This is a genomic window from Kosakonia sp. YIM B13588, assembly GCF_042788165.1.
In the GTDB taxonomy this organism is placed as follows: domain Bacteria; phylum Pseudomonadota; class Gammaproteobacteria; order Enterobacterales; family Enterobacteriaceae; genus Kosakonia; species Kosakonia sacchari.
In genome coordinates, this window is record NZ_JBHZPO010000006.1 from 1 (window position 1) to 12,511 (window position 12,511).

The following is a 12,511-nucleotide window of genomic DNA, read 5'->3' on the forward strand; positions in this document are numbered from 1 at the left end:
GGGTGATGACGGGATCGAACCGCCGACCCCCTCCTTGTAAGGGAGGTGCTCTCCCAGCTGAGCTAATCACCCACTTCGGTACTTCAACTGATAAGAATTCGCTGGCGAGAAAGTGGTGGGTGATGACGGGATCGAACCGCCGACCCCCTCCTTGTAAGGGAGGTGCTCTCCCAGCTGAGCTAATCACCCACTTCTCATTCTTATCTACACTGCGGAAGCCACAAAAATCGTGGTGGGTGATGACGGGATCGAACCGCCGACCCCCTCCTTGTAAGGGAGGTGCTCTCCCAGCTGAGCTAATCACCCCCGCTGTGTGGAGTCGCATTATAGGGAGAGTTGAAAATGAGTCAACGCATTTTCAAAAGAAATTGTTCGTTCGTCGTAAAATTAGACAAACCGCTGCGTAAAGCGTCGCGAGAGCATGATTTCTAAACAAAATAGCCAGATAACCCCCTCATTGCGGCAACAACATTGAGGAATCAGCCCACAGTGATAGAATATCGCCCACTTTCATTTTCGCTATTGCCGACGGTCGGCATCTTTATAAACGTAAGGCCATTTCATGAAAATCAAAACTCGCTTCGCGCCAAGCCCCACCGGCTATCTGCACGTTGGCGGCGCGCGCACTGCTCTTTACTCCTGGCTATTTGCACGTAATCACGGCGGTGAGTTTGTGCTGCGTATTGAAGACACCGATCTCGAGCGCTCCACTCCGGAAGCAATTGAAGCCATCATGGATGGCATGAACTGGCTGAACCTGGAGTGGGACGAAGGCCCGTACTTCCAGACCAAACGCTTTGATCGCTACAACGCGGTCATCGATGAAATGCTCAAAGCCGGTACCGCCTATAAATGTTACTGCTCCAAAGAACGCCTTGAGCAACTGCGCGAAACGCAGATGGCAAACAATGAAAAACCGCGTTATGACGGCCGCTGCCGTCACGATCATTCGCACCATGCTGATGACGAGCCGTGTGTCGTGCGTTTTGCCAACCCGCAGGATGGTTCAGTTATTTTTGACGACCAGATTCGCGGCCCGATTGAGTTCAGCAACCTCGAACTCGACGACCTGATCATTCGCCGTACTGATGGTTCACCGACCTATAACTTCTGCGTTGTGGTTGATGACTGGGATATGGAAATCACCCACGTTATCCGTGGTGAAGACCATATCAACAATACGCCGCGTCAGATCAACATCCTGAAAGCGCTGAACGCGCCGGTTCCGGTTTACGCGCACGTGTCGATGATTAACGGCGACGACGGTAAAAAACTCTCCAAACGCCATGGCGCGGTCAGCGTAATGCAGTATCGCGACGACGGTTACCTGCCGGAAGCGCTGCTTAACTACCTGGTGCGTCTGGGCTGGTCGAGCGGCGATCAGGAGATCTTCACCCGCGAAGAGATGATCAAGTTGTTCTCTCTCGGCGCGGTGAGCAAATCGGCGAGCGCGTTCAACACTGACAAGCTGCTGTGGCTGAACCATCACTACATCAATACGCTGGATCCCGAGTATGTGGCGACGCACCTGCAGTGGCACATTGAGCAGGAAAACATCGACACCCATACCGGCCCGCAGCTGTTTGAGTTAGTGAAGCTGCTCGGCGAGCGTTGCAAAACGCTGAAAGAGATGGCGGCAAGCTGCCGTTATTTCTATGAAGAATTTGACGAATTCGACGCAGATGCAGCGAAAAAACACCTGCGTCCGGTTGCGCGTCAGCCGCTGGAAGTGGTGCGTGACAAACTGGCAGCCATCACCGACTGGACGGCAGAAAACGTCCACCACGCTATTCAGGCGACTGCCGATGAGCTGGAAGTAGGTATGGGCAAAGTCGGTATGCCGCTGCGCGTTGCCGTGACCGGCGCGGGTCAGTCTCCGGCGCTGGATGTCACCGTTCACGCCATTGGCCAAGCGCGCAGCATCGCGCGGATCAATAAAGCGCTGGGTTTTATTGCTGAGCGCGAAAGCCAGCAATAATTTTTGCCTGCTCTATATAATAAAAAGCCGCCTTCACTGAAGGCGGCTTTTTTATGGCTGTCAGCTAACTGCGCGCAGCGATAATCTAGTCGATTAACGAGCAACCACAAAGCGCTTAGCGTCATCCATAAAGGCTTTATCGCCAGCGGGTGCCACGATCGAACCGAAGTTCATATGACCGCGCAATTTCCAGTTCGCCGGAATACCCCAGGTGCGCTGCACATCGGCGTCAACCAGCGGGTTATAGTGTTGCAGATTCGCGCCGATGCCTTTCTCGGCCAGCGCCAGCCAGACGGCGTACTGTGCGATACCGGTGCTGTGTTCAGACCATACCGGGAAGTTATCGGCGTAAGCGGCGAACTGCTCCTGCAAGCCTTTCACCACATCCTGATCTTCAAAGAACAGCACGGAACCCGCCGCTGCGGCAAAGCCGTCCAGCTTGTCGGAAGTGGCTTTAAAGCTCTCTTCCGGCACGATTTTTCTCAGTTGCTCGCGAGTCAGCTCCCAGAACTGCACATGTTCTTTACCTAACAGGATCAGCGCGCGGGAACTCTGTGAGTTAAACGCCGAAGGCGCCTGACGAATCGCTTCTTTGATGGTTTCAATGATGACATCTTCTGCCACCGGCAGATCTTTACCCAGGGCGTAAATGGTGCGGCGTTGTTTTGCTAAAGCGAGAAAATTGTCTGACATAGTCACTCCTGAAGTTGGCTGCACGTCCGCGACGTTGTTACCTGCGGATTGTGGAAACAAAGCGCTAAAAAGTTTCTGTAATGGGTTCATGGTTAATCTGGCCTGCAACGAAAGTTTTGATTAATTTTACGGCCAACCTGCGGGCCAGTTCCGTTTGTAATGGGCTGTTTTGCCCTGATGAAACGAATGATAGGCCGATGACGTGGAAAGAAAAAGCTGAACTATTTGCGCGTAGTATTCAAAAAATTAGAATGACTTTTGAATAGTTATCGAGGGTAAAAGGCGGGGAGATTCCCCACCGTACACGCGCAGGGAGGGGAAATAGTGCGTTTTCAGACGGCGAGCCAGCGTTTCCAGATAAAGCGCATCACAAAAAACTCCACCGTACCGAGCAACAAAAACCACAGGCAGTAAAGAATGATGTAAAGCTGGGTTAGATCGAGCAGATGAAAGCGCTGCACCAGGCTTTGCGCCAGTTGCAACCCAAGCGCAGGCGCGGGAAGCAGCAGCACGGAGAGAAAGGCCATCAGCAGAATACCTGCCAGCGTAAGCAGCGGTTCGAGCGAGTGTTTCATAAGCGTTAATCAATGGTGAAAAGCCGCATTGTCGGGGAAAGCGGCGCGCTGCGCAACGTTCCCCGACAGGCTTTTACGCTACGACGAAGCGGTCAACCAACGTCGCCATGGTTTCCGATTGTTGATCCAGCATCTGACTGGCGGTCGCCGCGCTGGCGACCAGCCCGGCATTTTGCTGGGTGACCTGCTCGAGCTGGTTCAGGGCTTGATGTACCTGCGACACACCCAGCGACTGCTCACTCGCTGCACGCGCAATATCGCTGACAAACGCCAGCATCTGCCCGGTATGGGCTTTTGCCGATTGCAGCGCGCGGTCAGAAGCCTGCACCAGCGTGACGCCTTGCTGGATCTGCTCCATGTTTTTGCTCACCAGTTCGCGGATCTGGTGCGCGTCATTGGCGCACCGTTGTGAAAGGTTACGCACTTCGCTCGCCACCACGGCGAAACCTTTACCCAGCTCACCGGCGCGTGCGGCTTCCACTGCCGCATTCAGTGCCAGCAGGTTGGTCTGGAAGGAGATTTCGTCAATTGAACTAACAATATTTGAGATCTGCTCGCTGGAGCCGCGAATGGCAATCATGCTCTGGCTGGCTTCACCCGCCACCCGGCTTGCTTCCTGCACCTGTTGCTCCATCTCTTGCGTCAGCCGTTTGGCTTCGTTGGCGTTATCCGCCGTCTGGTTTACCGCCGTGGCGATCTGCTCCATGCTGGCTGCGGTTTCCACCAGCGAGGCAGCTTGTTCATCCGTTCGTGAGGCCAGATCCTGGTTCCCGCTGGCGATCTCGGAACTGGCGCCGCGCAGCACGCCCGCGCCGTGTTTTATCTCGCTCACAATATGCTGAATATTCTCGATGGCCTGGTTGTAAGCGCGGTTCAGCAACGACAACTCATCGCTTCCCGGCACATCCAGCCGCTGGGTGAGATCGCCATCCATCCCTTCAATCGTTGCCAGTGAATGGTGCAACTGGCGATGGATACTGCTGGCCACCAGCAGGGCGAAGAACAGCGCGATCGCCAGGGCTGCAACGCTTATCACCGCAAAAACGATCACATCGCGCCAGGCGTTATCCGCCAGACCTTTGGCCGTCAGCAGCAGGGTATTTGCCGCGGCATCTTCCACAGATTTCAGCGTATTGATGCGCGCAGTCTGGGCGTTAAACCAGTCTGTCGGCGCGATGCCAAAACCGCCGGTCGCCACATGATCAATTGCCTGCTGGCGCATCTCAAGCGCACGCGTCACTTCCGGAGTTTGCAGTTGCGCCGTCAGTCGTTCATTGACTGACGCAGTGCTGAACGCGCGCGTCGCCGCCAGCCAGGAAAGTTGCTTGCCAACCACTTCGTTTAACTGACGGAACTGCCCGTCGGTAAACCGGTCAGCGGAAAACACGTTGGACATCAGCGCACGTTCAACGCCGGTTTGCTCTTTGGCATTCAGCACGCTGTAATATGCCGCCAGTTGATTGACAATTTCGCCGTTATCCGTCAACTGACTAATACCGCCTACCACATTAAGTAAATCGCTAATAATGGTGCTGTACCAGGTCAGCGATTCCGTACCGCTTACGCTGAGGGTATGAATTTGTTGGCGAAAATCTGTTATGCCTTGTTGATGCTGGCGGAATTGATCGAGTGCATGACGAATATCATTATTCGCCCGCTGAAGCGGAAATTCTTTTAACGCTTCAGCTAATTGGCTCAGTGCTTTATCAGAGAGAATATATTGTGCAGTTAACTCAGCGTTAAATTGCTGACCTTTACTGCCGATATATCCTGCACTCATGCCACGTTCTTTTTGTAATTCATGAATAACGCCGCCGGCATTTTTCGCCAGATCCGTTAATGACATGATGGTGCGCATCTGCTGGCCTGTTTCCACGCGCGCCAGGATGCCGCTGGTTGCTAACCATATGAGGGCAAACAATAAAGGCAGTAAAGCTAGTAATAATTTAAATTTCATTGATAAACGGTAAATCCATCTCATACAAATGCCTCATTTCTCGTTTGCTTTAATTCGTTATCGGAGTAGGGCGCGGGGGCTTTATTTCTAACGCAGATCTTGTTGATATTTATCAATTCTGTTGAATTCATCTACCACTTAGTGGTTATTATCTTGAGTAATAAGAAAAAAATAACCTGCTGATTCGCAGGTTATTTAAGTTGTGGTTAAGAATAATACCTAAAAAATTAACTCTTTAGCCTGCCGCCCAAATCTCAGCATGTTTTTGCATTAATCCAATTAGTGAGCCACCATCGGCGATAAACTCACGCATCATCTGTGCCTCACTTTTCCCGCGTTTCACCACGTTTGCCAGTTCATCCAGTGCGCTACCCGCATTGAGTTTATCTGCCGACGGTGCAAGCTTATCCAGCAGGCGAGTGAGATCGTCAGCGATGGTGTACCGCTCACCGGTGTGTACATCGGTAATCAAGCCCTCCAGCCCGTAACGGCAGGCCTGGAAGCGGTTGAATTTATACAGTAAATAATCCTGCGGCTGATGTTTAAACGGCCGCTCGGCCAGCAGCCAGTGCGACAACGCCTGGATAAACCCGGCAACATTAATGGCGTGCGAAAGCGTTAGCGGCGTGTCCATAACCCGCACTTCAACGGTGCCGAAATGCGGGCTGGGACGAATGTCCCAGTGCAAATCTTTAATGCTTTCAATCATCGAGGTGTAGCTCAGGCGGCGAAACAGCCCTTCAAACTCCTGCCAGTTCGCCACCCACGGCATCGGGCCATTATCCGGAAAGGAAGAGAAAATGTTCAGGCGCGACGACGCATAGCGGGTGTCGGTGCCCTGGATATAGGGCGAGGCGGCGCTGAGCGCAATAAAGTGCGGCACAAAACGGGAAAGACCATGCAGTAAATAGATCGCGTCGTCACCGTTGGTGCAGCCAACATGCACATGCTGGCCAAACACCGTCGCTTGTTGCATCAGATAACCAAACGTCTCCAGCGTACGGCTATAACGCTCATCATTGCAGATCTCCTGGCGTTGCCACTTCTGAAAAGGGTGAGTACCGCCGCCGCATATCTGCACATGGTGCTCGGATGCGGCCTGTAAAATCACATGCTGCATGGCGGAAAATTGGTGCGCCGCCTGGTTGATATCCCGGCACACGCCGGTGGCAATCTCCAGCATGCTTTCGGTGATGTCATGTTTGACCTCACCGGCACTTATCTGGTGTTTTACCGCTTCAATCAGGCGTGAAGAGTCCTGGCTCAAATCGTAACCCGGCGGGTTAACGACCTGTAACTCCAGTTCAATGCCGAGCGTAAACGGTTCAGAAACATGAAAATCCGGCAGTGGCATAGCGTTCTCGCGATAAAAGGGTTTGCTTCATTATGGAAGCGATTACGCATTCCTTCCTGCGAGGCGGCGGCAACCGCTCAAAATATCAACACAACTGCGCCAGTTGGCCGCGCAACACCTCCACGCCAGGTGCAATTGCATCCGGATTGATCGCGTGAAATCCCATCCGAAAGAAGTTATCCGGCGGCGCAGCATCAAGAAAATGCCGCGCGCCAGGCTCAATCAACACGCCAGCGTGGGCGGCGCGCCAGGTCAGTTGCTGGGTGTTGATCTGTTCTGGTGTGCGCAGCCAGAAGGCGTTGGCATGTTCGCTACCCTGCATCAACTGGCACTCCGGCAAAAAGGTGTGCAGCGCGTTGTGCAGGCAATCCCAGCGGCGGGCGGAGTCTTCATGGTAGCGGCGCAAATGGGTTTCGTAATGCCCCTGCGCCAGAAAATGCGCCATCTGGTATTGGATATTGGTGGGTGGATGGCGGTACACCAGGCGGCGCAGCGCCCGTGCTTCATCAATGATTTCCGGCGCGGCGACCATATACCCCAGCCGTAAGCCCGGCGACAGTGCTTTGGACAAACTGCTGACATAAATCACGCGCCCGCTGCGATCGCTGGCTTTCAGCGCGGGCAGCGGATTTTGCATAAAATTACTTTCCGAGTCGTAATCGTCCTCAATCACCACTGCATCATGGCGGGCCGCGTAATCAAGTAATTGTGTGCGCCGCGCTTTGCTCATCGTCACGCCAGTCGGTACCTGGTGGCCCGGTGTCACATAGTAGTAGTCGCAAGGGGTTTCGTTGAGCACCAGCCCTTCGCTGTCCACGTCGTGCGGCACGATTTGCGGCTCGCTTAATAAGAAGGTGTTAATGGCTTCGCGAAACCCTGGGTTCTCCACTGCCACGCGGGTTGCGGGTGACATTAACAGGCGCGTCAGCAGATAGAGCGCGTTTTGCGAGCCGAGCGTAATCAGGATCTCATCCGGCGCGGCAACGATGCCGCGTTTTGGCAACACGCGGGTGCGGATCTGCTCAATCAGCATCGGCACATCCTGGTCAATATGATCGATAACCCACGCCGGATCGCGCACGCCGCCGTGCAGCCAGTTTGCCGCCGCGCGCCAGCTGGCAAGCGGGAACTGCTGCGTGTAGGGCTGCCCGTAGATAAACGGGTAGCGGTAGTGCATCCAGCCTGCTGGTTTAAGGATGGATTCCTGCTGGCTGGGGGTGATTTTCAGGCGGTTGCCCCAGCGTGGTGCAGCGCTTTCGCATTCAGGTGCAGGTGGCGTCGGGTTTTGCCCGCAGTGGTAGTAATCCGGGTGCAGGTAATAACCGCTGCGCGGGCGACTCACCAGATAACCTTCGTTGACCAGGCCTTCAAACACCAGCGCGGTGGTATTGCGCGAAACGTTAAGCTGGCTGGCAAGCTGACGGCAGGAGGGCAGCGCGGTATCCGCCGGAAAAATCCCGCTCAGAATGGCGTTGATCAAACATTCGCGGACTTGCTCTTGCAACCCGCGTTGGCCGTCAAAATTCACATTCAACAGGTGACGAATCATGCTGCGCTCCTTCGGATATATCACGTTATGCAATGGAGCAAATTCCATACCAGCTTCCTGTTAACTGACACACTCATTCGCCAGAACTGGCTCTATTCACAAAAGCGCAAGCCTCCCTATTGTAAAAACGCAGTCATGAAAAACACACGATGTCGTGTTTCGGCATATATCTTGCAACGCTTCCGGCACACCTGGGATATACCGGTCTGGCACATTAAATAAGGGTGGAGAGATGAAAAACGTATTCGGCAAATATTGTCTTGCAGCCATGATCTCTTTGGCGTTTTCCTTACACGCAGTCGCAGCGGATTTACCCGAAATAGAAAAATCTGGCACCATGAAAGTGGCGACCGAGGACGATTACGCGCCATTCAACTTTATGAATAATGGCCAGACGGATGGTTTTAACAAGGATATGCTTGAGGAATTACGCAAGTACGCAAAATTCAATATTAACCAAAGTATCTTACCGTGGACGGGATTACTCGCTGCGGTTTCCACCGGCCAATACGATATGGCACTCACTGGTGCGGTAATTACCGATGAACGCCTCAATGTCTTTAATTTCACCCCGCCGTGGGCCTCTGCGCAGCACTATTTTGTCAAACGCGCCGACGATAAAACCTTAAATACCATCGCCGATCTCAGCGGTAAAAAAGTGGGCGTACAGGCGGGCAGCGCACTGCTGGCGCGTTTGCCGGAGCTGAAAGCGATGCTGGAGAAAGTGGGCGGAAAACTCGGGCCGGTAGTGGAGTACCAATCCTACCCGGAAGCCTATGCCGATCTGGCGAACAAGCGCGTTGATTACGTGATTAACGTGGTGATTTCCGTCAACGATCTGGTGAAAGCCAAACCGAAGGTCTTTGCTAAAGGCCTGGCCGTTTCCGGTCCGGGTTATATGGCGTGGCCGATCCCGAAAAACTCACCGGAACTACTGAAATTTATGACCGGTTTTATGAATCATATGACTGAAACCGGCAAGCTCACTGAGCTGCAGAAGAAGTGGTTTGGTGAAACCTATGAACTGCCGAAAGAGCCGATCACCAGCGCCGATCAGTTCCACAAGTTAGCCGGTTTGTAAGTCATCTGCGGCGGGCAACCGCCGCACGTTTTAACAGGAGGGAACATGGACTTAATCTCATGGCAGTTATTGATTGAAGGCGCATGGACGACCCTCTGGATCTCAGGCGTGGCGATTGCGTTCGGGGTGGTCATCGGCCTGGTTATCGCCTTTATCCGCATGATGAAGATCCCGTTTATTGACCAGTTTCTGGTGGTTTACATCAGCCTGGCGCGTGCCACGCCACTGGTAACGCTGGTGCTGTTTCTGTTTTTATCCCTGCCGACGCTCGGTATTAACCTGGATAAAACGCTGGCGGCGATTGTCGCGCTGACGCTGAACACCTCGGCGTTTAACGCGGAAATCTGGCGCAACGCGTTTCGTAATTTTCCCCGTGAACAGCGGGAAGCGGCGGAATCGGTAGGGATGCGGCGTTGGACCTATTTTCGCCACATTATGTTGCCGCAAATGTGGATCGAAAGCCTGCCGGCGCTGGTCAACGAGATGTCGTTTTTGATCAAAGGCAGCCCGGCGATTGCGGTGATTGGCGTGGTGGATTTAACGCGCGTCACTAACCGGATCTCATCGGTGACCTATGAACCGCTGTCGCCGATCCTCGCCGCGGCGCTGTTATACGTAATTATTATCGGCCTGCTGCTGAAGTTGCAGGGCGTAGCTGAACGCAAAGCGAAGCGCCTGGCGCGATAAAAGGCGGAGGATGTATGAATCAGTGGGGAATTATTTGGGCCGCGCGTGAGAGTTTTTTCAACGGGCTGCTGGCAACGTTAGAGCTATTTATTATTGCCGCCGTGGTCGGGTTATTGATTGGCGTGCTGTTTTGCTACCTGATGGAATATCAAAACCGTGTTGTTCATCGCCTGATAATTGCTTTCGTGAGCCTGATGCGAGCGATACCATTTTTGATTCTGGCGTATTTGCTTTATTACGGTTTGCCGCAGTTAGGTATTAGCATGGATGCCTGGACTGCAGGGTTGTTAGCGCTGGTGATTTATCACGGGGCCTATTTTTTCGAAATATTGCGTAGCCAGCGAAGAATATTCTCTTCCGGCTATATTGAAGCTGCCGTATCGCAAGGCTTTTCCCGTTATAAGTTCTTCGCGCGTATTATTTTGCCGAATATTGTCTCTTCCGCGCTGCCCTTAATGGGCAACCAGCTGATTATTTGTCTGAAGGACACCGCGTTTTTGTGCATTATTACCGTGCAGGAGATCACCGCCGCCGCGAACAGTGTGCAGTCCACGTACTTTATTCCGTTTAACGCCTTTATTGTCGCCATTGCGCTGTACTGGGGCATCAGCATTCTGCTGGAGTTGCTGATTAAACGGTTGAGCCATTATGGAGCGAAAAGAGGAATGACCCATGCCTGAAGCAAGCGCGGTAAGCATCAAAAATCTGTCCAAACAGTTTGATAACGTTGAGGTATTGCGCGATATCAATCTGACAGTAAAGAAGGGCACGGTGGTCAGTATTCTGGGTTCGTCCGGTTCGGGGAAATCGACGCTGCTGCGCTGTATGAACTGGCTGGAACAGCCGGATCGCGGTGAAGTGCGCATCAGTGGGCAGCGCATCGGTGTGGATGAGAAAACCGGCAAAGCGATGTCGCATAAAGATCTCTCACATATTCGCGAACGTGTCGGCATGGTGTTCCAGAGTTTTAACCTGTGGCCGCATTTATCTGTGTTGCACAACGTCAGCGAAGCGCTGGTGCATGTGAAGGGGATGAAGCGTGAACAGGCGAATGAGATTGCTCACCGGCAACTGGAAAAGGTCGGCATGAACCATAAAGCCGATGTCTACCCGATAACGCTTTCCGGCGGTCAGAAGCAGCGCGTGGCGATTGCCCGTTCGCTGGCGATGTCGCCGGAGGTGATTTTATTTGATGAACCGACCTCAGCGCTGGATCCGGAACTGGTTAACGAAGTGCTGGGCGTGATGAAAGATCTCGCCGCAGAGGGTTACACCATGGTGGTGGTGACGCACGAGATGGATTTCGCCCGCCAGGTGTCGGATGAAGTGGTGTTTCTGGAAAAAGGGCTACTGATTGAGAAAGCAACACCGGAGAAATTTTTCACCAATCCGGATTCGGACAGGGTGAGGAAGTTTTTGCAATCCAGTCGCTGAGGGCAGGGGTTCAGAACCGAAAAAACAGACCGCTAATCGGTATTTTTCGAGCAGTGCCGCACGTTGAAATATCTGGCAGGATTGCATTGGACTTGCCATTACGAAGCGGCTGTAGCGGTTATAAAATTACCACCTAAGTGAAATTTCACTCATTGTCAGGGTAACGCGTTCAGGGAGTTTTCTATGAAAAAAATCGATGAGTTCGACGGTTTCTGACAGACAACTTTTTGACAGGCGGCGCTCAGGCTCCGCTTTTTTACCGCACGACATGGCGTTGTCAATGGAAATCAGTCCGACCGCGTGGCAAGTCACCAGCAATCTTCTTGTTTTTGACGGCATTTGTACCGCTGTTCTTACTATCCGATTTAACATGAAGATGGCCCGGTAAGCATCACCCCACCGGGCCTGGTATTAAAGCGCGATAACGTCATCCCCTTGTTTGAACCAGCGCGGTGCTTTTAGCGTATCGGCGAAAAACGCCACCAGCATATAGAGCAAATCCCGCAGTACGCTTTCGGATGCAGGCGCAAGCGTGTTGCTCATCAGTAATTGCGTTAGCGCCTGGCAATATCGACACAACTGGTCGGATTCGGGTTCAAATGAGGGAACATGCGCGGGAATACTTTCCACGGTCAGGCAGGCTTTCAACGCTTGCGGAACAGGTTCGAGAAGCGTCGGTTGCAACAGCGCAAGACAGGCGGAAAGTCTGCCGCAAAGCGCCATTTTTAATCGCGGATCATCGCACTCCGCCAGCACTTCCGCAAAACGCTCGCAGTTATCAGCAAGCTCGGTGAAATCGGTTGAGTGAGTGAACGGCGAAGTCAATAACGCCTGAGTCAGGGTTGGGGTAGTAGCCATAAGGCAGCCTCCGATAAGTGATAAAAACACCGCCACCGGAAATGCTAATTTCGTGGGTGGCGGGCTGAACGGAGTTAGCATTACCGGCCTTATCGGAAACCGGCGCACCTTGCGGTGCCCCCGCTCAGCCCACCATTGAGATGTGGCAGAGCACACGACAGAAAATGTCGCCGATAAGGTTAATCAGGATGCTAAACCCGACGCCTGATTTTGCAGGCGCGGAGAGAACATATGACTAACACGTACAAGCGGCAAGGGATTATAGCTAACCTGATGAAGGGATTACCATTCCTGGAAGCAGCTTCGCAAAACTTTTGTATTTTAGTGAGAAAGCGAAGAGTACTT

11 protein-coding genes, 3 tRNA genes and 1 pseudogene are annotated in these 12,511 nt (G+C 53.0%); 5 read left to right on the top strand and 10 right to left on the bottom strand.

Annotation, left to right across the window (positions count from 1 at the left end; genetic code table 11):
- The 3 genes from ACFX4U_RS11980 to ACFX4U_RS11990 all read right to left on the bottom strand — a co-directional run bounded on the left by ACFX4U_RS11980 (position 1) and on the right by ACFX4U_RS11990 (position 306).
- Positions 1 to 72: transfer RNA gene (locus ACFX4U_RS11980), tRNA-Val, on the bottom strand.
- Positions 73 to 113: 41 nt separating this feature from the next.
- Positions 114 to 189 (bottom strand) — tRNA-Val (locus tag ACFX4U_RS11985).
- A 41-nt stretch (positions 190 to 230) separates the two neighbouring features.
- A tRNA-Val gene (locus ACFX4U_RS11990) sits at positions 231 to 306 on the bottom strand.
- Positions 307 to 562: 256 nt separating this feature from the next.
- On the opposite strand from ACFX4U_RS11990, the gene gltX reads away from it, so the two are divergent.
- Positions 563 to 1,978 (top strand): glutamate--tRNA ligase, encoded by a 1,416-nt coding sequence (gene gltX / locus ACFX4U_RS11995; protein WP_200550231.1) that lies wholly within the window; start codon positions 563 to 565, stop codon positions 1,976 to 1,978.
- A gap of 93 nt (positions 1,979 to 2,071) precedes the next feature.
- On the opposite strand, the gene ACFX4U_RS12000 is transcribed toward gltX, so the two are convergent.
- From ACFX4U_RS12000 to ACFX4U_RS12020, 5 genes are all read right to left on the bottom strand, one after another.
- Positions 2,072 to 2,671: a nitroreductase family protein gene (locus tag ACFX4U_RS12000; RefSeq protein WP_313509327.1), complete on the bottom strand. Its 600-nt coding sequence runs from the start codon at positions 2,669 to 2,671 to the stop codon at positions 2,072 to 2,074.
- 332 nt (positions 2,672 to 3,003) lie between these two features.
- Complete coding sequence (locus ACFX4U_RS12005) at positions 3,004 to 3,246, bottom strand: DUF1158 family protein (RefSeq protein WP_305735380.1); 243 nt, start codon at positions 3,244 to 3,246, stop codon at positions 3,004 to 3,006.
- A gap of 73 nt (positions 3,247 to 3,319) precedes the next feature.
- Positions 3,320 to 5,227, bottom strand: a complete 1,908-nt coding sequence (locus tag ACFX4U_RS12010; RefSeq protein WP_305735381.1) for a methyl-accepting chemotaxis protein — start codon at positions 5,225 to 5,227, stop codon at positions 3,320 to 3,322.
- 211 nt (positions 5,228 to 5,438) lie between these two features.
- Entirely contained in the window at positions 5,439 to 6,557 is a 1,119-nt protein-coding gene (locus ACFX4U_RS12015; protein WP_313509332.1) for a YbdK family carboxylate-amine ligase, read from the bottom strand.
- A gap of 85 nt (positions 6,558 to 6,642) precedes the next feature.
- Entirely contained in the window at positions 6,643 to 8,106 is a 1,464-nt protein-coding gene (locus tag ACFX4U_RS12020; RefSeq protein ID WP_313509334.1) for a PLP-dependent aminotransferase family protein, read from the bottom strand.
- A 232-nt stretch (positions 8,107 to 8,338) separates the two neighbouring features.
- Here ACFX4U_RS12020 and ACFX4U_RS12025 point away from each other — a divergent pair, with 232 nt between their 5' ends.
- From ACFX4U_RS12025 to ACFX4U_RS12040, 4 genes are read left to right on the top strand one after another with little or no spacing between them, the layout of a single operon-like run.
- Positions 8,339 to 9,187 carry a transporter substrate-binding domain-containing protein gene (locus ACFX4U_RS12025; protein ID WP_020454636.1) on the top strand — a complete coding sequence of 283 codons (849 nt, stop codon included), beginning with the start codon at positions 8,339 to 8,341 and terminating at the stop codon, positions 9,185 to 9,187.
- A 45-nt stretch (positions 9,188 to 9,232) separates the two neighbouring features.
- Complete coding sequence (locus tag ACFX4U_RS12030) at positions 9,233 to 9,874, top strand: amino acid ABC transporter permease (RefSeq protein ID WP_045513856.1); 642 nt, start codon at positions 9,233 to 9,235, stop codon at positions 9,872 to 9,874.
- Between the two features lie 14 nt (positions 9,875 to 9,888).
- Positions 9,889 to 10,554, top strand: coding sequence for an amino acid ABC transporter permease (locus ACFX4U_RS12035; protein WP_380218709.1), 666 nt, complete (start codon positions 9,889 to 9,891; stop codon positions 10,552 to 10,554).
- Positions 10,547 to 11,308, top strand: a complete 762-nt coding sequence (locus tag ACFX4U_RS12040; protein ID WP_313509344.1) for an amino acid ABC transporter ATP-binding protein — start codon at positions 10,547 to 10,549, stop codon at positions 11,306 to 11,308. The genes ACFX4U_RS12035 and ACFX4U_RS12040 overlap by 8 nt, the downstream gene beginning before the upstream one ends.
- Before the next feature lie 411 nt (positions 11,309 to 11,719).
- On the opposite strand, the gene ACFX4U_RS12045 is transcribed toward ACFX4U_RS12040, so the two are convergent.
- Both ACFX4U_RS12045 and ACFX4U_RS12050 read right to left on the bottom strand, forming a co-directional pair.
- Positions 11,720 to 12,133 (bottom strand): hypothetical protein, encoded by a 414-nt coding sequence (locus ACFX4U_RS12045; RefSeq protein ID WP_380218713.1) that lies wholly within the window; start codon positions 12,131 to 12,133, stop codon positions 11,720 to 11,722.
- A pseudogene (locus tag ACFX4U_RS12050) lies at positions 12,087 to 12,239 on the bottom strand (hypothetical protein); the annotation flags it as partial. The gene ACFX4U_RS12045 and the pseudogene ACFX4U_RS12050, both read right to left, overlap by 47 nt.
- Between the last annotated feature and the right edge of the window lie 272 nt (positions 12,240 to 12,511).

Excerpts from the sequence above, each read along its gene's own strand:
- gltX (WP_200550231.1), top strand. The coding sequence starts at position 563 with ATGAAAATCAAAACTCGCTTCGCGCCAAGCCCCACCGGCTATCTGCAC.
- ACFX4U_RS12025 (WP_020454636.1), top strand. The coding sequence starts at position 8,339 with ATGAAAAACGTATTCGGCAAATATTGTCTTGCAGCCATGATCTCTTTG.
- ACFX4U_RS12010 (WP_305735381.1), bottom strand. The coding sequence starts at position 5,227 with ATGAGATGGATTTACCGTTTATCAATGAAATTTAAATTATTACTAGCT.
- ACFX4U_RS12040 (WP_313509344.1), top strand. The coding sequence starts at position 10,547 with ATGCCTGAAGCAAGCGCGGTAAGCATCAAAAATCTGTCCAAACAGTTT.
- ACFX4U_RS12000 (WP_313509327.1), bottom strand. The coding sequence starts at position 2,671 with ATGTCAGACAATTTTCTCGCTTTAGCAAAACAACGCCGCACCATTTAC.
- ACFX4U_RS12005 (WP_305735380.1), bottom strand. The coding sequence starts at position 3,246 with ATGAAACACTCGCTCGAACCGCTGCTTACGCTGGCAGGTATTCTGCTG.
- ACFX4U_RS12030 (WP_045513856.1), top strand. The coding sequence starts at position 9,233 with ATGGACTTAATCTCATGGCAGTTATTGATTGAAGGCGCATGGACGACC.
- ACFX4U_RS12015 (WP_313509332.1), bottom strand. The coding sequence starts at position 6,557 with ATGCCACTGCCGGATTTTCATGTTTCTGAACCGTTTACGCTCGGCATT.
- ACFX4U_RS12020 (WP_313509334.1), bottom strand. The coding sequence starts at position 8,106 with ATGATTCGTCACCTGTTGAATGTGAATTTTGACGGCCAACGCGGGTTG.
- ACFX4U_RS12035 (WP_380218709.1), top strand. The coding sequence starts at position 9,889 with ATGAATCAGTGGGGAATTATTTGGGCCGCGCGTGAGAGTTTTTTCAAC.